The organism is Marinobacter maroccanus (assembly GCF_002933275.1).
Classification (GTDB): Bacteria; Pseudomonadota; Gammaproteobacteria; order Pseudomonadales; family Oleiphilaceae; genus Marinobacter; species Marinobacter maroccanus.
This window is the reverse complement of the sequence record NZ_PSSX01000001.1, coordinates 25,968-43,142: the sequence shown is the minus strand read 5'-3', so window position 1 is coordinate 43,142 and position 17,175 is coordinate 25,968. Positions and strand designations below refer to the sequence as shown.

Annotated in this window: 18 protein-coding genes; 9 read left to right on the top strand and 9 right to left on the bottom strand. The window is 57.9% G+C overall.

From position 1 onward, the window contains the following. Positions 1–149 precede the first annotated feature (149 nt). The 3 genes from KEHDKFFH_RS00200 to KEHDKFFH_RS00190 all read left to right on the top strand — a co-directional run bounded on the left by KEHDKFFH_RS00200 (position 150) and on the right by KEHDKFFH_RS00190 (position 3,054). Positions 150–1,769, top strand: coding sequence for an ATP-binding protein (locus tag KEHDKFFH_RS00200; RefSeq protein WP_479684610.1), 1,620 nt, complete (start codon positions 150–152; stop codon positions 1,767–1,769). Then, positions 1,766–2,455, top strand: a complete 690-nt coding sequence (locus tag KEHDKFFH_RS00195) for a response regulator (protein ID WP_104320056.1) — start codon at positions 1,766–1,768, stop codon at positions 2,453–2,455. Before KEHDKFFH_RS00200 ends, KEHDKFFH_RS00195 begins: the two co-directional genes overlap by 4 nt. Positions 2,456–2,541: 86 nt before the next feature. Next, positions 2,542–3,054 (top strand): DUF2244 domain-containing protein, encoded by a 513-nt coding sequence (locus tag KEHDKFFH_RS00190; protein ID WP_104320055.1) that lies wholly within the window; start codon positions 2,542–2,544, stop codon positions 3,052–3,054. A 24-nt stretch (positions 3,055–3,078) separates the two neighbouring features. Here KEHDKFFH_RS00190 and KEHDKFFH_RS00185 read toward each other — a convergent pair whose 3' ends face one another. Together KEHDKFFH_RS00185 and KEHDKFFH_RS00180 are read right to left on the bottom strand one after the other, a co-directional pair. Further along, entirely contained in the window at positions 3,079–3,861 is a 783-nt protein-coding gene (locus KEHDKFFH_RS00185; RefSeq protein ID WP_104320054.1) for a substrate-binding periplasmic protein, read from the bottom strand. A gap of 202 nt (positions 3,862–4,063) precedes the next feature. Beyond that, complete coding sequence (locus KEHDKFFH_RS00180) at positions 4,064–4,975, bottom strand: diacylglycerol/lipid kinase family protein (protein ID WP_104320053.1); 912 nt, start codon at positions 4,973–4,975, stop codon at positions 4,064–4,066. A 79-nt stretch (positions 4,976–5,054) separates the two neighbouring features. Between KEHDKFFH_RS00180 and KEHDKFFH_RS00175 the strand changes: the two genes are divergently transcribed. Next, on the top strand, positions 5,055–5,945 hold the full coding sequence (locus KEHDKFFH_RS00175; RefSeq protein WP_104320052.1) for a haloalkane dehalogenase: 891 nt from the start codon (positions 5,055–5,057) through the stop codon (positions 5,943–5,945). A gap of 26 nt (positions 5,946–5,971) precedes the next feature. Here KEHDKFFH_RS00175 and rarD read toward each other — a convergent pair whose 3' ends face one another. The 5 genes from rarD to KEHDKFFH_RS00150 all read right to left on the bottom strand — a co-directional run bounded on the left by rarD (position 5,972) and on the right by KEHDKFFH_RS00150 (position 11,107). Then, positions 5,972–6,862 (bottom strand): EamA family transporter RarD, encoded by an 891-nt coding sequence (rarD, locus tag KEHDKFFH_RS00170; protein ID WP_104320051.1) that lies wholly within the window; start codon positions 6,860–6,862, stop codon positions 5,972–5,974. 28 nt (positions 6,863–6,890) lie between these two features. Then, positions 6,891–7,778: a DMT family transporter gene (locus KEHDKFFH_RS00165; RefSeq protein ID WP_104320050.1), complete on the bottom strand. Its 888-nt coding sequence runs from the start codon at positions 7,776–7,778 to the stop codon at positions 6,891–6,893. A gap of 103 nt (positions 7,779–7,881) precedes the next feature. Beyond that, positions 7,882–10,077, bottom strand: a complete 2,196-nt coding sequence (locus tag KEHDKFFH_RS00160) for a hypothetical protein (RefSeq protein WP_104320049.1) — start codon at positions 10,075–10,077, stop codon at positions 7,882–7,884. Continuing rightward, entirely contained in the window at positions 10,074–10,808 is a 735-nt protein-coding gene (locus KEHDKFFH_RS00155) for a TVP38/TMEM64 family protein (protein WP_104320048.1), read from the bottom strand. Before KEHDKFFH_RS00155 ends, KEHDKFFH_RS00160 begins: the two co-directional genes overlap by 4 nt. Before the next feature lie 59 nt (positions 10,809–10,867). Continuing rightward, complete coding sequence (locus KEHDKFFH_RS00150) at positions 10,868–11,107, bottom strand: TIGR02647 family protein (RefSeq protein WP_104320047.1); 240 nt, start codon at positions 11,105–11,107, stop codon at positions 10,868–10,870. 54 nt (positions 11,108–11,161) lie between these two features. On the opposite strand from KEHDKFFH_RS00150, the gene KEHDKFFH_RS00145 reads away from it, so the two are divergent. Both KEHDKFFH_RS00145 and KEHDKFFH_RS00140 read left to right on the top strand, forming a co-directional pair. Further along, the gene (locus KEHDKFFH_RS00145) at positions 11,162–11,860 is read left to right on the top strand and encodes a pseudouridine synthase (RefSeq protein ID WP_104320046.1); all 699 of its coding nucleotides are present in this window, start codon (positions 11,162–11,164) and stop codon (positions 11,858–11,860) included. A 77-nt stretch (positions 11,861–11,937) separates the two neighbouring features. Further along, the gene (locus KEHDKFFH_RS00140; RefSeq protein WP_104320045.1) at positions 11,938–13,287 is read left to right on the top strand and encodes a dicarboxylate/amino acid:cation symporter; all 1,350 of its coding nucleotides are present in this window, start codon (positions 11,938–11,940) and stop codon (positions 13,285–13,287) included. A gap of 35 nt (positions 13,288–13,322) precedes the next feature. Here KEHDKFFH_RS00140 and KEHDKFFH_RS00135 read toward each other — a convergent pair whose 3' ends face one another. Further along, on the bottom strand, positions 13,323–13,811 hold the full coding sequence (locus KEHDKFFH_RS00135; protein ID WP_104320044.1) for a hypothetical protein: 489 nt from the start codon (positions 13,809–13,811) through the stop codon (positions 13,323–13,325). 81 nt (positions 13,812–13,892) lie between these two features. Further along, positions 13,893–14,417, bottom strand: a complete 525-nt coding sequence (locus tag KEHDKFFH_RS00130) for a shikimate kinase (RefSeq protein ID WP_104320043.1) — start codon at positions 14,415–14,417, stop codon at positions 13,893–13,895. Positions 14,418–14,596: 179 nt separating this feature from the next. Between KEHDKFFH_RS00130 and KEHDKFFH_RS00125 the strand changes: the two genes are divergently transcribed. The 3 genes from KEHDKFFH_RS00125 (at position 14,597) to KEHDKFFH_RS00115 (ending at position 17,138) form a co-directional block, all read left to right on the top strand. Beyond that, positions 14,597–15,298, top strand: coding sequence for a lytic transglycosylase domain-containing protein (locus KEHDKFFH_RS00125; protein ID WP_104320042.1), 702 nt, complete (start codon positions 14,597–14,599; stop codon positions 15,296–15,298). Between the two features lie 23 nt (positions 15,299–15,321). After that, complete coding sequence (locus KEHDKFFH_RS00120; protein WP_104320041.1) at positions 15,322–16,254, top strand: LysR family transcriptional regulator; 933 nt, start codon at positions 15,322–15,324, stop codon at positions 16,252–16,254. Between the two features lie 68 nt (positions 16,255–16,322). Further along, a complete protein-coding gene (locus KEHDKFFH_RS00115) occupies positions 16,323–17,138 on the top strand; it encodes a putative hydro-lyase (RefSeq protein WP_104320040.1) in 816 nt (271 codons plus the stop codon). The last annotated feature ends 37 nt before the right edge of the window (positions 17,139–17,175 follow it).

The window sequence follows — 17,175 nt, the reverse complement described above, 5'->3', positions numbered from 1 at the left end:
AGGTTAATAGGTGAAACCCGAGACCCGGAAGCTTGTGCACGTAACGCCTTTAAAGGGCTTATCGGGTATTTTGTTCATATTGATCACGGGCAACCCGGGCGATCATGCAGTACCCTGAAAACCAAACGACAACAAGCCATGACCAATCCGTGTTTCGAAAAACCAAACTCAAAACCCGAATGATCCTCACGCTGGGTCTGCTCGGCGCGCTGCAGACCATGCTCATTGGTGGCTTTGCCGGCTATTACCTCAGCGATTCCCTGTACGATGAGATCGGCCAGCGGGCACTGATGGTCGCAAAGACCGTGGCCGCCACCCCCGCCGTCATTAATGGCGTGCGCTCCCGCGACGTGGATGGTCTGAACCGCCTCGCCACGCGACTGACGGAGACCAATGAGGCTTTATTCATTGTGATTGGCGATCACGAAGCCATACGCCTGGCGCATCCGGACCCGGGCCGTATTGGCCACTCAATGGGTGATGATGATGGCGACTTTGGCCGCAAGGCCCTTGTGGAAGGCAACGCCTATGTGGCCCTTGCCAGAGGCAGCCTCGGCGAATCCATGCGCGGCAAGGCTCCTATAACCGTTCCAGAAACCGAGGAGATCGTCGGCATCGTGTCGGTTGGCTACAGCCTTGGCCAGGTAGAGGCCACGATTCAGCGCTACAACTTTGTGCTCTATGGCGTGGTAGGGCTGATGCTGCTGGTCACCATCCTGTCGGCCATTGTCATTGCCGGCCGGTTCAAGCAGGCCATCTTCGGGCTGGAGCCGGAGGAAATCGCCCGGCTATTCCGGGAACGGGAGGCAACGCTGCAATCGGTGCGGGAAGGGATCATTGCCGTCAATCGGGACGGCATAATCACAACAGCAAACCGCGCCGCCTATGAAACACTGGACCTGCCAACCGACAAAACACTTGCCGGCAGGCCCATTCTGGAGGTTCTGCCAGAAAGCAGTCTGATGTCGGTACTGTCATCCGGTCACCCGGATTTCGACCGGGAGATCTGGCTGCGCGGGCGCCAGATGGTGGTCAATCGGCTACCCGTTCGACAGGGCGACGAAATCATTGGTGTGGTTGCCAGCTTCCGGTTGCGCAATGAACTGGATCAGGTAAGCCGTCAGCTCACCCGTATCCAGCAATACGCGGATACCCTGCGCAGCCAGACCCACGAGTACTCGAACAAACTCCACACCATTGCCGGACTCATCCAGATAGGAGCCAACGAGGAAGCGTTGAGCCTGATCGGCAGTGAAGTAAGTGATCATCAGGCGTTAATTCACCTGTTATTGGAGGCCGTGCCCGATCCGGTTATCGCAGGTTGCCTGCTCGGCAAATACAATCGCGCCCGCGAAATGGGGCTGCGGCTGGACATTGATCCTGACAGCCAGATGGCAGACCTGCCCGCCGCCCTGCCCCGGGATCAGCTTGTCAGCGTGCTTGGCAATCTCATCGACAATGCCCTGGATGCCACGCGCCTTGAAACAGGTGCCGGTGGGCGGGTGCAGCTTTCCATGACCGACCTCGGACAGGAGCTGATTTTCGAGGTGCAGGATCAGGGCCCCGGTATTCCGGAGGCTGAGCGGCAACGGATTTTCGAGAAAGGTGTGAGCAGTAAGGCCGGGGAAGCCCGCGGCTATGGCCTGCACCTTGTCCAGCAGTTTCTGAGCCACTGGGGCGGATCGGTAACCGTCGATAACGTCCCGGAAGGTGGCAGCCGCTTTACTCTATACTTACCGAAAAAGCCTGAGCCGAGATTCGAACATTGACTACCATTCGCCTGCTGATCGTCGAGGATGACCGGAAAATTGCCGAAATCCAGCGACGTTTCGTTGACCGACTGGAGAACGTTGAACTTTGCGGCATCGCCCATAGTCTTGCCGATGCCCGGGACCAGATCGAGATACTGGCACCCGACCTCATTCTGCTAGATGTTTACTTTCCCGATGGCAATGGACTCGAACTGCTTCGCGAACTGCGGGCTGAAGACAGCGGCAGCGATGTCATTCTGATAACCGCCGCCAAAGAGGTCGAAACCCTGCGCAGCGCTTTGAGAGGCGGTGTTTTCGACTACATACTGAAACCTCTGGTTTTCGAACGTTTGCAGGAGGCGGTCAACCGCTACCGCGAACACATGGAGCGCTTGTCATCACTGCACCATGTTGCCCAGAAGGAGGTGGATGCTCTGCTTCCAAGAACCACCAGCGAAAGCGCTCAGAGCACAGAACAGCGATTGCCCAAGGGGATTGATGCCCTGACCCTGGACAAAATCCGGGCAGTAATGGCAAGCGGCCGCCACCTCAGTGCCGAGGATGTCGGTGGTGCCATCGGGGCCTCCCGAACGACCGCCCGGCGTTACCTGGAATACCTGGTGGGTACCGAAGAGCTGTCCGCTGAAGTGACCTATGGTAGTGTCGGACGCCCGGAGCGACGATACTGTGCCCAGACCCCTTAACCAACTGCCAGATCTGATTCAGTCGCACTCACCGTATAATTGACTATCATCAAGTTAAGCTGCGCGTTATTACTGAGGCAGATTCCATGGTGGAACGCTTGCCACACCCGGATGGTTTCCGGCTGGTCCTTACCCCCAACCGTTCCCTCAGCTGGCATGGCAATGTCAGGATCTGGGCAGCCCTGTTTGTCCTCTCAGCCCTGATAGCCACCGGCTTCACGCTTATGGGCGCCTGGGTGATCATCCCGTTTGCCGGCCTGGAGCTCATTGCGCTTGCCTGCGGTATCTACCTCACCTCCCGTGAATGCCAGCGGCAAGAGGTGCTTTCAATCGACAATGACGACATTCATCTGGAGAAAGGCAGAAAGCGCAAGCAGGCGGAATGGACCCTCCCGACCCGCTATGCGCGGCTCCAAGTGCATTCACCACCCCACCCGTTCACACCGGCCAGACTGTCCCTCACCCACCGGGATACAGAGGTCTCGATTGGCGGTTTCCTGAACATTGAGGACACCGAGAAGTTGATTGGCATGCTCGAACAAAAGGGCCTGCTGATCGAACGTAAAGAGCCCGATCCGCAGATCGGGCTCTGGTTCTGACCTCTTCATTACTTGCCTGACTGATTACTCGTAGCTGGAAGCAATCCGGTCGATCTCCCCGGCTGCACGGGCTTCATCCAGTGCCTGCTGGAGATCTTCAATAACCGACGGATCGGTGTTGTTGCTAAACGCCAGGTACATGGGCGTTTCCCGGAAGACCAGCACCGGCTTCAGCCCGGTAATTCCGTGCTCTTCCTCAGCCATCAAGGGACCTACCAGGCCATCGGTCACCCACAGATCTGCCTGGCCCAGGGTAAGGCGGCGGGTATTCACATCGCCAGAAATACCCATGATCACATTAAAGCCCTGATCAACCAGATAATCGGACATTACATCGCCCTTGTAGCCGGCGATTCTCAGATCTTTGGCATCTTCCAGTGAATTCAGGGTGATGTCGGAGTCCGGCGCAGCAAACAGGGTCCACTTTATGGATGCCAGAGGCCCAACCCACTGGAACTGATCTTCCCGCTCATCGGTGCGTGCGGTGCAGAAAAGACCATGGTTTTCCCGATCCTGAACCCAGTTATAGGCGTAACTCCAGTCCCGCATCTTCATCACATAGTCATAGTCGACCCGGGAGAGCATCGCCTTGACCATATCCGCACAGATCCCGGTTATGTCATCTTCGTTATGGGCGAACCCTTTTCCGGTTTCAGACGCATTATAGGGAGGGTAGTTCTCCGTGAAGATATACAAACGCTCGGCGGCAACAGCCTGCTGGCCGATGGCCGACAGGGCCAATGCGATGAAGCCGGTTTTAATGCCTTTGATTAACTTCGAGGAGACCGGTGCAGTTTCTGTGGGCATTCTCTAGTCCTTTTCGACGATTCAGCTGGAACGGAAATCAGGCGGCCGCAATAGTTGGCCCTAAACCAGGGATATGGTTGCAAAAGCGACACACTGGCACTTAATGTCAGCCATTGTGGTTGATTATGCCAGCAAAGCCCATGATTACGCTTCCTGCCGGAAAAGTCAGTGACAAAACGTATCTGAAAACCCAGCACTAGGGTCAGGCAGTGCCAGGAATCCCGTTACTGTTGCCACCGCTTGCGGCGGTGCTGACGACCTTCGGACCGATAACACGAAGGCTGCCATGCCTACACACTACGTTGAGAGGAGTTCGGGAGACCACATCACCGTCGGCGGTTACCGTTTTCGGTTTTCCGGTGTGTACCAGACAGCGCTGGCTTTTGATATGGATCAGGGTGCTGGTGCGCCGCGGAGCTTGCCTGTTCAGGCGAACCATCAGAAACGTAAACAGAAGCTGAAGCATCGGGCGCGGACGGACGGCGATGATATCCAGCTGGCCATCGCTGGCCGACGCCTCAGGAATCTCATTGCCGCCACCAAAAAAAGCGCCGCTGGCGACGGCAATGGAAAGCCAGCGGCCTTTCACGACGCCCCGGTCGCATCGAATCGTTGCCCGGAAACCTCGCTTGGCGTTCAACCGACGCAGCAATTCGACAGCATAGCTGAAACGCCCCAGGATTTTCTTCTCGGTACCCCGGGACTCCCGTGCAGGCAAAGTCCCCATGCCAACATGGGCGACATTCAGAAAAATGCCATCGCCATAGTCTGCAACATCGACCGTTTGCGTAATGCCCCTGGCAATCAGCTCGCACAGCGCTTGCGGCTGTTGAGGAAGCCCGAGATTCCGGGAAAAGTCGTTGGCCGTTCCTGAGGGCAGGATAGCCAGCGTGGCGCCTTTGTTCTGACAGATGGCAGCGGCCCGGTTCACCGAGCCATCGCCGCCTGCGACGATAACCGTGTCCCTGGCGCCGAGATTTTCGCTCCAGTCCGCCTCTTCAAAGTCACGGCACTGGGGATTGTGGATACCGGCGGATGCCAGGTGGCCCAGCCAGAAGTCCCTGCCACGCTCCCCATCACCTGCCCTGGAATTGCAAATCAACCAATAGGCCATTGCGCTTGTCTCTGCCCCCTCGCTCCAGCACAATTCTTGCAATCATTCCCTCACAATAGTGAACAAAAAGGCAAGCGCAATGGATTTTGTCAGAACCCCGGAAAGCCGCTTTGAAAGACTTCTGGACTATCCGTTTGAGCCCCACTATGTGGAGGTGAGCGGTCTGCAAATGCACTACGTCGATGAGGGGCCTGCCGAGGCAAGCCCCGTTCTGATGATGCACGGTGAACCTTCCTGGTCCTACCTCTACCGCCATATGATTCCGATATGCGCGGCGGCCGGGCACCGGGTTATCGCACCGGATCTGATCGGTTTCGGTAAATCTGACAAACCCACGGCCATCGACGACTATTCCTACCAGCAGCACATGGACTGGATGCAATCGTTCCTGGATCAACTGGACCTGACCAACGTTACTCTGGTCTGCCAGGACTGGGGCTCCCTGTTAGGACTGCGGCTGGCAGCGGAGAATCCCGACCGATTCCGGGCTATTGTGGTCGGCAACGGCATGCTGCCTACCGGCGATCAGAAAGCCCCGCCGGCGTTCAAGATCTGGAAGAATTTTGCCCTGCACAGTCCCTGGTTTCCCATTGCACGGATCATCAACACCGGCTCTTTTCGCAAGCTGGGGCCCGATGAAATGAGGGCCTACGACGCACCCTTCCCTGGCAAAAAGTACAAAGCCGGCGCCCGGGCCTTCCCCCGGCTGGTGCCAATGCACCCGAATGACCCCGCCAGTGAGGCCAACCGCAACGCATGGAAAGTGCTCGAACGGTGGGAAAAGCCGTTTCTGACCACCTTCAGCAACGGCGACCCGATCACCCGGGGCGGCGATGCGTATATGCAGAAGAGGATTCCGGGCGCGAAAGACCAGCCCCATATAACCCTCAAGGGCGGACACTTTCTTCAGGAAGATTCACCCGTGCCCTTCGCCCGGGCCATTAATGATCTGCTCGCCACCTTCTCCTGAGTGATGCAGTCCTTACGATGGCAGATTTAATCCTGGCCGACCGGCACCCGTGGCCGGTAGTGCCAGGAAGACCAGCTATACAGTCCCAGTGCGATCCAGATCACCACGAAACTGATCAACTGAACGTCGCTTAACGGCTCACCGAAAACAAGCAGGGCAATAAAGAACTGAAGGGTCGGGTTGATGTACATCAGAAAGCCGACGGTCGCCAGCCGCAGGCGCCGGGCAGCACCGGCAAACAGGAGCAACGGGATGGCAGTCACGATCCCGCTGGCCATCAGCAAGGCACCAAGGTAAGCGCTATCGCCAAAGTGAGACATTCCTTCCCTGGCAAGCCAACCAAAGGTAAGCAGGCCGACCGGGAGCAGCAACATGGTTTCAACAAACAGCCCGGACAGACCATCCAGCATCACCTGTTTTCGAACCAGGCCGTAGGTGCCAAAACTGATGGCCAGAGCCAGAGAAATCCAGGGCAGCTCACCGAGTATCACCAACTGGATCAGGATACCGACGCCAGCAAGGACGACAGCTGCCATCTGCCATGGCCCCATACGTTCACGAAGCACGATCATGCCGAGGGCAACATTCACCAGCGGAGTCAGGAAATAGCCCAGACTGGCCTGGAGAACATGCCGGGTTTCCACCGAATAAATGTAGATGCCCCAGTTGGCGGCAATGAGCAACGCACAGGCAAGCACCCGCCAGAGCTGGGAAGGATTTGCCAACGCCGCCCGAACCGCAGGCCAGCGCCGCAAGCCACTGATGACCAGGGCCAGAAACACACAGGACCAGATAATCCGGTGAATCAGGATTTCAAACGCCGGAACGCCCTCAAACAGGGCAAAAAAGAGAGGAAAGCAGCCCCAGATGGTGTAGGCGCCCAGACCATACCAGACGCCCTTGGTCACTTCCGTCATGTGATAACCACTCCTGGGAACAATTGTGTCAAGCAGGCTTTTTCTGGGTAACCACCAACGCCACACCAACAATGGCGATCAGGCCACCCGTCATGGCAAGCGCGCCCAGACGCTCGTCGAACAGAAGGAACGCCTCCAGTGCAGTAACCGGTGGCACCAGATAAAACAGGCTGGCGACCTGGGAAGCCGCACCCTGGCGGATCAGCCACATCAGTAGCAACACGGCGCCGATGGATAAGCCCACGACAAGCCAAGCCATGGACAACTGCAATTGCAGAGTCCACTCAACCTCTCGGGTTTCCAGGGCAAAAGCCCCGACCGCAAACAAGGCGGCCGCTGCCGAAAATTGAATCAGCGAGCCCGCCACCAGATCCGCGTTGGTGCCGTATCGTTTCTGATAGACGGTGCCCATTGATATGCCGGCAAGTGCAAAAACGGCCCAGAGCAGGCTCCAGGGTGAGTACATTGAGTCTGAGCCGTTGACTCCAAATTTTTCCAGAAGCACCAGGGCAACACCGACAAGGCCCAGGGCCAGCCCGGCCCACTGCCGACCAGTGACAGATTCCTTAAGGAAGACAACTGCCGCAGCCGCGGTTACAAGCGGCTGCAAGCCAACAATCAGGGAAACAATCCCGGACGCCATACCGTCCTGGATCGCGTAGTAGACCCCGCCGAGGTAGCAGCCATGAACCAGCATTCCGGTGACCGCAAGATGTCCGGCACCGCGCCAGCCCGGCCAACGGGTTTTCATGATCCAGGCCAGCCCCGCCAGCAACACCAGTGTCAACAGCATGCGGATCAGCAGCAGCGTAAACGGCTCCGCAAACGGCAGACCGTACTTGGCGCCGATAAAACCGGTACTCCAAAGCCAGACAAACAGCGCGGGCACGAAAAACGAGAAGAACAGTGAACGCATGGACCCCAACCGGATTCGATGTATTTGTCAGTCAGCTTACTTTATAAGTTAGCAGGCAAACAAAACAGATACAGAAAACCGGTTTCATGACCAGTACAGATTGTCAGCCGTCAGTCTCCGGAAGCCTGATCTCGATAGTGGGTTCTGCCTTGTGCCAGTTGCCCTCCCAGGTTACTCCATGCACCTCACCTGGCCGCGGCTTAATAGTGATGGAAATGCTTCCGAAGCTGGTCGGTGCCGGACCAAAGCGGATTGGTTTGTCCTGTTCAAGCCAACGCGGGGGAATGCCGGAACAGAGAATCAGGCGGTCGCCCTCCTCCCGAACAAAGCAGTTGCGAACCATCAACACCCATTCGGCAGATGCCCAGACATGGTGACCATCGCCCATGCAGCCGCCCCCGGTCGCTGGATGGATCGCTTCGGGCCACTGCCCGGTGGGCGATGCCAGTCTGGCAACGGCATCCACCAGATCGAGAAACCGTGGATCACCCGCGCGCAAGAGTACTTGTGCCACATGCAGGGTCAGGTAGGCGTTAAGGCCCGAGTGAATCATGTCCTGATAGAACGCCCCATTCACAAAGCATTTGTCGAGCAGGAACTCTACACAGTCGAGCAACTTGGGGTCATCCGGCTCACACAACTGGGTTGGGTAACCGATCGCCAGAGAGCCAATAGCGCCGGCATCCAGCCGACGATAGGGCGAGGCCGGCATTCCCGGTCGCTTCAGGCGTTCCTCACAGGTTGCCAGACTGCGATCAACGGTCTGACTGAACTCCCGGGCACCGGCGCCAAAATGCTCGCTGGTTTCCCGGTCAATGGGGGCAAGCAGTGCTTCGGCGGCCTTTAGGCCGGCGATTCCCCAGAAATCGTCCCAGTAGTAATAATCATTGGGCCCCAGGTGCTCGGCACTGAAACCTGCGGGCAGCAGACCGGCGTGAGGCTCATCAATGGCCTCACTGAGGCGTTTGTTCTCGATCCAATGAGCGCCCTTACGCACGGGCTCCTGCCATTCACGGTGCAGCGGCCGGCCGGTGAGTTCATGGAAGCGCCGGAGAATCCAGAGCACTTCACCGTTGGCATCCCACTCCCCTTCCTGGGAGCGGAAATAGCCATTTTTCAGCTGCCGCGCCGGAAACTGGTACAGCGCCCTTTCGGCCCGGTCTGTAAGCCCGGCGCAGAGCAGTGCGTGGATGATGAACGCGGCATCACGAAACCAGAAGCGTTTGTAGGTGTATGGTCCGGGGTAGACATCCTCGGGCGAATGCAGCACCAGGGAATGAAGAGCCGCCTCGTATAGAAACTGCCAGGTTTCATCGGGGCACTCCAGTCGGGCATAGCCTTCCAGAGCTCTGTCCCAGGCATCAGAACGGATGGCAGGCGCAGAATCACCAGACAGCGGCACCCTTATCGTAAGTTCTGACTCCTCCCCGGCCTTGACCGTAAACAGCGCGGCGGCTGTAACCATACCGACATCGCACTGGCCTTCACTCTGGTCCTCTATGTCCTGCAGGTGAATGCGAACGTCACCCTGGCGGTAGTCCGAGACATGGTGCCGCTCCGCCGGCCGACTGAAGAACACCGCCTGTTTGCCATCCACGGTCCAGGCATCCCTCTGCTCGGACAGCCGGACCTTGTTTATAAAACTGATCCCCTCAGGGTTGGCCGGACGCAGCGCAAGCACCAGTGATCCGGATGTCTCTGACCGCGCCTTCAGAACCAACTCGCACACCGGCCGGCCATTTTCCACCACCACCCGGGAACGACTGGTCAGGCTCAAACCTTCCAGTTCGGATTCGGTCACTATACAGGGGCCCTCCTCGAATTCCTGACGCTGCCGGGCGGTCTTGCTGCGAGACGGCAAAAGACATCGGCCGTCATCCGCCAACACCCAGGCATCCAGTGACCAGCCGTCGTGGAATGGCGTCAGCAATCCCCGCGGGTCAACAACCGGTAGTTCATCCACATCCGGCTGGCCGATCGCTGTCCAGTTACGGTTACTCAGATTGATATGGGTGATGGAGAACGCCCGGGGAATGAAGGCAACATCTTCGGGGTCGAACTGACGCTCCACCCAGTAAGGCCAGACCCAATCCAGGTTATGCTGGATGACACGGCTGTTAATCAGCCCCCGCGCGTGGAAAACCACGCCCGCTCTGAGCAGCTCGATGGGCTCCCCCACCTCGGAGGGCTGGGCAAAACTGTGCAGTTTGCCCAGAAGCGCGATCGGATCCAGAAAACCATGACGATGGGCCACCCGCTTTACCAGATAACGCCAGGGCAGCCACTTCATCCAGCTCATTGGTTTGCCTCCTGTTCTGTTGGTTGGGTCTCAACTTGGTATTGGGCCAGTGCCCGGCGGGCGAGACGGTTGAGAAAAACAACCGCCAGCACAGTGCCTACGAAACCGGCACCGTAAATGGCCCACTCCAACGGTGTACGACCAGTCTCCCGAGCGCCCAGGGTGGACAGGTCAGCGGCCAGCGACCCCAGGTACACGTTGTGGAGCGAAAAAGGAATAACCCCGAGGAAGGTTCCAGCCACAAAGCCGCCGAACGAGAAATTGGTGAGACCGAACAGGAAATTGGACAGTTTGCCCGGAAAGAAAGGAATCAAGCGGGTGAGCAGCACGATTTTCCAGCCATGGGGTGCCATTTCGTCACTCACCACAGACAATCGGGCCCGATTGCGGATATACACATGGGCGTGCTCACCCAGGAAATGCCGGGCAATAAGAAAGGCAATGGCCGAACCGAGGGTGGTCCCCACTACCACATACGCTGTGCCTTCCAGCACACCAAACACAAAGCCGGCGCCGGTAGTCAGCAGCACCCCCGGAAGCAGGAGCACCATCGCCAGCACCATGATGCCGATAAACAGAAAAGCTGCCCAGGCACCCTGATTATCGAACCAGCGCAACAAGTCCAACACCTGCTGATGGACCCCGAACGCATACAGCAGACCAACAATCAGCCCGACGCCGGCAATGCTTCCGCCCATCCAGAGGAGGGGCGATTTTTTCCAGTTGCTCATGACCTCACCCTAACCCGGGAGGACACCGGGTCTCAAAGGCCGGGCCGATCATCCTCGCATCATGAGCTGCTGAGAATCGACTGGAGTTTCTGAGTCAGGTCTACGGCTTCCGCTCCGAGCGGGGTGAGGTAGCCTCCGTCTTTCTGGCTGATCAGACCTTTGGCGTGCAGGCTCTCAGCGGCCCTCACCGTTTCCGGGGCCGCCGAGTGGGCGTGCACCTTGAGGCCCTCCTGGGTAGACGTTGAGGGAAACTGGCCCAGCAGATTGAGTTCGGCAAGGTGATCAACAGAGAATGGCATGGCATTTCCTCGTATTATTGTCGGGGTTTACATTCAGCATAGCCGATTCACACCATGAAGCTTTCCCGAATTCTCAGCAACCGGAACGGCGTCAGTCGTCGCAACGCCAATTTCCTGATCGCTTCCGGTCGGGTGGCCGTGAATGACCTCATCTGCCGAGACCCTGCTGCCGAGGTGGATCGTTTTTCATGGGTACGGATGGACGGCGAGATCATTCAAGAGGCTAAAACCTGCCACTACCTTATGCTCCACAAACCCGCAGGCTTTCTGAGCGCAACGCTCGACGACACCCACCGGACCGTAATGGAGCTGATAACGCCGGAACTGCGCGAGGACCTGCATATTGCCGGACGGCTCGACCGCGCCAGTACCGGCTTGCTGATTCTCACCAACGATGGCCGCTGGTCACGTCAGCTCACCGAGCCCCGCATCAAGATCCCGAAAGTGTACCGGGTCGGCACCGCCTATCCGATTTCTCCAGACACCCCTCATCGATTCGCGGAAGGCATCTGGTTTGAATACGAACAGCTGACCACTTCGCCTGCGCCCCTGGAAATCCTGGCCCCCTGTGAAGCCAGAGTGACCATCTACGAGGGCCGTTACCATCAGGTCAAGCGCATATTCCATGCCGTCGGCAATCGCGTGACTGCTCTGCATCGGGAACGAATGGGGACTATCTGGCTGGACCACACGCTGGCTGTCGGCGAATACCGCCCTCTCACTGCCGAAGAAATCAGTTTGATGCCTGATTGATCTGCCTCACAAAGCCTTCGCGAGCATGGGCTATGCTTGTAGGGGACTCTCACCAGAAACAGGGACGATTTACGGTAATGCCAAACCAGGCGAGCGATCTTTACCCAAGGCCACTTCGTCATCTCAGCAGCTACCTCTCGGGGCTGGTGCAGGGAAAACTCTGGCTGAAGGTGTTGATTGGCATGTTCCTCGGATTGATTACCGGCACCTTGCTCGGTCCGTCCGTGGGACTCGTGAAACCGGAAACAGGCACGTTGATCGGGAACTGGCTGGCTTTCCCCGGGCAATTGTTCCTGGCCACCATCCAGATGATTGTGATCCCGCTGGTGATTGCCTCGGTGGTTCGCGGGCTTGCCGCCAGCGAAGACCTGGATCAGTTGCGCAAGCTCGGCCTGAGGGTAACCGGATTCTTCGTGATCACTACTGCCATGGCGGCTTCGATCGGTCTCTGGATCGGCGACCTCATCAACCCCGGCAGAATGATGACCGGGCTCGGCACTCCGATGGTAACGGCCGAAGACAGTGCGCCGGTTGCCAGCATGCCCAGTGTGGATGAGCTGCCAAACACCCTGATCGGGCTATTGCCCGGCAACCCGCTGGATGCCATGGTTGAAGGCCAGATGCTCCAGGTGGTGATCTTTTCCATCATTGTCGGCATCGCCCTGGTAAGCATGGCCCCGGAAAAATCCAGGCCGATGCTGGATCTGCTCGATTCGCTCCAGCAAATCTGCATGACGGTTGTTCGGTGGGCCATGCGCCTGGCCCCGATTGCCGTGTTTGGTCTCATGGCCCAGCTGACAACCACCCTCGGGTTCCGGGCAATGCTGGGCATGGCTTCCTACGTGGCGACCGTCATTGCCGGGTTGATTGTGCTGCTGGGCGTTTACATGCTTATCCTGAAGCTGCTGGCAGGCCAATCCCCCGTCCGCTTCCTGAAAGACACCCGGGACGTGTTGCTGCTCGCCTTCTCCACATCCAGCTCGGCAGCTGTCATGCCCCTGTCCATTCGCACTGCCGAAGACAAGCTGGGGGTCCGGCCTTCAGTCTCACAGTTCGTGATTCCGCTCGGTGCCACCATCAACATGAATGGCACAGCCCTCTATCAGGCGGTTGCCACGATATTCCTGGCACAGGTCTACGGCATTGATCTCAGTATGGGCAGTATGGCGCTCGTGGTAGCCATGGCCGTAGGCGCCTCCATCGGCTCCCCGGCCACGCCCGGGGTAGGCATCGTGATCCTTGCCATGGTGTTGCAGACTGTGGGCATTCCTCCCAGCGGCATCGCCCTGATTATGGGCGTGGATCGGATTCTGGACATGTGCCGGACCGCCATCAACGTCACCGGCGATCTGGTCACCTGCCGCTTGATGGAGAACTGGTCGGGGAAAAGGCTGCCGTCCGAGCCAGTGCCTCAGGAAACTTCGTAATCAGACCGAAGTGAGATCAGACTCGTCGCGTCTGCTCAGATGCTGTCAGAGCGCTTTTCTGATCCGTCATCCAGCTCTTTCTCGGTATCACTCCATTGCTCCGAAAGCGCTTCATAGGCCTCCGAAAATCCCTTGCGGGCACGTTCCCACGCTGACGCGGAACTTTCTTTGAGCTCCTGGTACCAGGTTTGAACACGAGCCCTCTGTTCCCGCAAAGACTCCAGGCTCTTCTGGGCCCGCTCCCGAGCGGTGTCGCTCATATCGTCCCAGTTTTCGGAGAGTTGTTGCTCAAGCTCCTGGATACGTTTGTCCAGGGCGGACAATGTTTTGTTGATCGAATCCTCGGCCTGCTCTTTCTGGTCAGAACCATACTCCTGAAGCGCCTCGCCCAACTCCCGGGTCTCCTGTTTAAGAGACTCCACGGAAGAATCCGACGAGGAATGCTCCGGTGAGGTTTCAGCCAGAGCAGCACCTGAAAAGGTTCCAACAAAAGCGATAGCGAGCGCGTATGTCCAGTTCTTCATCGTTCAGTCCTCCAAACACATCCCTGGACTGTAGCAGCGAGGTCTGGCTTGATGCACCTTAACTAAACCTAATGCTGGGACTCACTGCTGATCTGAAAAGAGGCTATCGACGACTGCCTCGCAGACCTGATCCTGATTCAGACCTGCCCCCTTCACGGTCAGATCCGCATACCGGGAATACAATTCAAACCGCTCTTCAAACAAGGCTTCCAGCGACTGATCCGGCCGCCGGGAAATGCCTCGCATGCTGTGATCACCGATTCGCTCGATGACCAGTTCGAGCGGGATGTCGAGAAACACCACGGTACCGTTGGCCTTGAGGTGTTCCATGGCGCGGGCACTGTAGACGGCGCTGCCCCCTGTACTGATCACCTTGTGACGGACATCCAGCTTGAGAAGCACCTGCTCTTCGATTCGCCGCAGGGCTTCGTAGCCGTCCTGGTCTACAATTGCCTGGAGGGTGCGGCCAGTTTCTTCCTGGATGAGCAAATCGGTATCGACAAACCCGAGGCCCAGGCGCTTGGCCAGCAGAACACCCACCGTGCTCTTGCCACTGCCGGGCATACCGATGAGAACGAGGTTGCCTGCGTCGGTCTGGGTAACCATGATGCTCTTGTGTGACCTCCACGGAGAATGAGAACTGGCCGGCATTCAATGCAGAACGTAACATTTTTACGACAGAGCGCGCGCTTTATTCCGCCCCGTAAGCCCGTATAATTCCGGCTACGGCGGTTTTTAGAGAATACCTGAAGCCGGCCATTGACGGCATCTTTCGCGAGTGAGTAATGACCATCGGCAGATCATTTCTGATCCCATCCATCGCAGCGCTTGTGCTCGTTCTGTCGGCATCCGCCATGGCAGACGGCATCAAGCGTATTGTGCATCCGGATGGCACCGTGGAATTCACCAACGTGAAAAGCGCCAGCCAGCCCAGGGCCTCCTCCGGCAACGATACCGTCTACCGCTACACCGATAACAACGGCGTTGTGGCCTATAGCAGCGTCCAGCCTGCCGGTGCCGAGTTCGATGTTATCCGCTTCCACTGTTATGCCTGCGACCCGGAATCCAGCGTCGACTGGCGCAAGACGCCACTGTTCACAAAGCCATTCGATTCCGAGATCCAGACAGCGGCACAGGAATTCGGGGTTGATCCCGCGCTTGTCCGCGCTGTGATTCACGCCGAATCCGCCTTCAATGAGAAAGCTCTATCCCCGGTCGGTGCCCAGGGTCTGATGCAACTGATGCCGGGCACGGCCGAAGAGCTGGGCGTACGAAACGCGCTGGCGGCGGACGAGAACATCCGTGGCGGCGTCCATTATCTGGCCAAAATGCTCGACCGGTTCAATGGCGACATCCGGCTGGCCACCGCCGCATACAATGCGGGGCCCGGTGCCGTGAGCCGCTACCAGGGCGTGCCGCCCTACGCCGAAACCAAGGCCTATGTAGAGAGGGTTGGCATCCTTCACGAGCGCTACGCTGCGCTGTAGGCCCCTCAGAGGTCCGGGAATCAATGAACTTCAAGCGTCTGGAGACCTTTATCTGGGTGGCGACACTGGGCAGCTTTCGCAAGGCTGCCGAGCATCAGCACACGACCCAGCCGGCCATTTCCAACCGTATCGCTGCTCTTGAAGAAGAGCTGGGCGTCAGGCTGTTCGAGCGCGAGTCCGGCCACAGCAAACTGACCAGCAAAGGTCAGGAACTCCTGCCCTACGCCGAGAAGATCGTCTTTATGGCCCAGCAGCTTCGCAAGCGGGCAGACCGTGGGGCATCGCTGTCAGGCATCCTTCGGCTTGGCGTTTCCGAAACCATCGTGCACTCCTGGCTACCGCGTTTTTTCCGGGAACTGCATGAAACGGCTCCCAATCTGGATGTGGAAATCACGGTGGATGTCTCCGGCAACCTCCGATCCGGTTTGCTGGATCGCAGCCTGGATCTGGCCTTTCTGATGGGCCCCGTGTCTGAACCGAAAATCGAAAACCAGGCGCTCTGCAGTTTCCCGCTGATTTGGGTAGCCAGCCCGGAGCTGAATCTTCCGGACAGGCTTCTGGATCTCAAGGAGATTGCGGAATGGCCTATCATCACCTACGCCAGAAACACCAAACCCTTTGCTGAAATCAGTCAGAAATTCAGTGAGCTGGATGACCTGCCAGCGCGCTTCTATTCGTCAAGTTCACTGGCGGCGTGCCGGCAGTTGACCCTTGATGGAATTGGCATCTCCACGCTCCCGCTAAGCGTGATCAAGCACGAACTGGACAGTGGCCGGCTGGTCCAGCTCAATACCTCGTGGACGCCCTCAGAACTCGCCTTCACAGCGTCTTATTCCGGCGCTCCTTTCAACCCTATTGCGGAACTGGCAGCAAACCTCGGAGTGATGGTGTCCGGCGAATACGACCGGGCAACACATCACGAAAAGTTATCGCATGGCCTAAAAAACGATAATTAGACTTTTTCACCAGCCGGTATACCCTGAAATTTAGTTGTAAAAAACAATTTCAATCAGGGGTTACCGTCATGCACACCGGTGCGTATTCCGATTTCAAGAACAACCTGCTTGATCAGGCCTCAGAATTACGCGCTCGCATTCGTTCGGGCGCCCATACCGCGCCCACAAGTGGCCTGGCCAACAGCCTGCTCCAGGGGAACGTGGTCATCCTGCCGTCCGAATGGGCCGGCGATTTTCTCCTATACTGTCAGAATAACCCGGTTGCCTGCCCCCTGATCGGCATGTCTCAACCCGGTGACCCCAGCCTCCCTGACCTGGGACACGATCTGGATATCCGAACCGATGTACCTGAATACCAGGTTTTCCGAAACGGCGAGCGAGCGGAGAAAGTCACGGACCTCAAAAGCCTCTGGCAGGACGACCTGGTGACCTTTGTCCTGGGTTGCTCGTTCTCGTTTGAAGCTGCCCTGATCAGGGCCGGCCTCTCAGTTCGAAACGTGGACGAGGGACGGAATGTTTCCATGTTCCGCTCGAACATTGCTACCCGGCCAGCTGGCCGGTTCAGTGGCAACATGGTGGTCTCCATGCGCCCGTTCAGCGGTGCGGATGCGATCCGTGCCATACAGATTACCACCCGCCTGCCAAAGGCCCACGGTGCACCGGTCCATATCGGCGATCCGTCGCTCATTGGCATCCGGGACGTTAACCAGCCCGATTTTGGAGATCCGGTAACGATCAGGCCGGGCGAGCTTCCGCTGTTCTGGGCCTGCGGGGTCACCCCGCAACTGGCCCTTGAGAACGCGCGCCTGCCTTTCGCAATAACCCACGTACCGGGAAAAATGCTGCTTACCGAGCGGCTGAATGAAGAACTGGCGGTACTCTGAAGCCCCAGTTCCTTTTAAACGACAAAAACAGAAACAC

Excerpts from the sequence above, each read along its gene's own strand:
- KEHDKFFH_RS00190 (WP_104320055.1), top strand. The coding sequence starts at position 2,542 with ATGGTGGAACGCTTGCCACACCCGGATGGTTTCCGGCTGGTCCTTACC.
- KEHDKFFH_RS00185 (WP_104320054.1), bottom strand. The coding sequence starts at position 3,861 with ATGCCCACAGAAACTGCACCGGTCTCCTCGAAGTTAATCAAAGGCATT.
- KEHDKFFH_RS00180 (WP_104320053.1), bottom strand. The coding sequence starts at position 4,975 with ATGGCCTATTGGTTGATTTGCAATTCCAGGGCAGGTGATGGGGAGCGT.
- KEHDKFFH_RS00175 (WP_104320052.1), top strand. The coding sequence starts at position 5,055 with ATGGATTTTGTCAGAACCCCGGAAAGCCGCTTTGAAAGACTTCTGGAC.
- rarD (WP_104320051.1), bottom strand. The coding sequence starts at position 6,862 with ATGACGGAAGTGACCAAGGGCGTCTGGTATGGTCTGGGCGCCTACACC.
- KEHDKFFH_RS00165 (WP_104320050.1), bottom strand. The coding sequence starts at position 7,778 with ATGCGTTCACTGTTCTTCTCGTTTTTCGTGCCCGCGCTGTTTGTCTGG.
- KEHDKFFH_RS00160 (WP_104320049.1), bottom strand. The coding sequence starts at position 10,077 with ATGAGCTGGATGAAGTGGCTGCCCTGGCGTTATCTGGTAAAGCGGGTG.
- KEHDKFFH_RS00155 (WP_104320048.1), bottom strand. The coding sequence starts at position 10,808 with ATGAGCAACTGGAAAAAATCGCCCCTCCTCTGGATGGGCGGAAGCATT.
- KEHDKFFH_RS00150 (WP_104320047.1), bottom strand. The coding sequence starts at position 11,107 with ATGCCATTCTCTGTTGATCACCTTGCCGAACTCAATCTGCTGGGCCAG.
- KEHDKFFH_RS00145 (WP_104320046.1), top strand. The coding sequence starts at position 11,162 with ATGAAGCTTTCCCGAATTCTCAGCAACCGGAACGGCGTCAGTCGTCGC.
- KEHDKFFH_RS00140 (WP_104320045.1), top strand. The coding sequence starts at position 11,938 with ATGCCAAACCAGGCGAGCGATCTTTACCCAAGGCCACTTCGTCATCTC.
- KEHDKFFH_RS00135 (WP_104320044.1), bottom strand. The coding sequence starts at position 13,811 with ATGAAGAACTGGACATACGCGCTCGCTATCGCTTTTGTTGGAACCTTT.
- KEHDKFFH_RS00130 (WP_104320043.1), bottom strand. The coding sequence starts at position 14,417 with ATGGTTACCCAGACCGACGCAGGCAACCTCGTTCTCATCGGTATGCCC.
- KEHDKFFH_RS00125 (WP_104320042.1), top strand. The coding sequence starts at position 14,597 with ATGACCATCGGCAGATCATTTCTGATCCCATCCATCGCAGCGCTTGTG.
- KEHDKFFH_RS00120 (WP_104320041.1), top strand. The coding sequence starts at position 15,322 with ATGAACTTCAAGCGTCTGGAGACCTTTATCTGGGTGGCGACACTGGGC.
- KEHDKFFH_RS00115 (WP_104320040.1), top strand. The coding sequence starts at position 16,323 with ATGCACACCGGTGCGTATTCCGATTTCAAGAACAACCTGCTTGATCAG.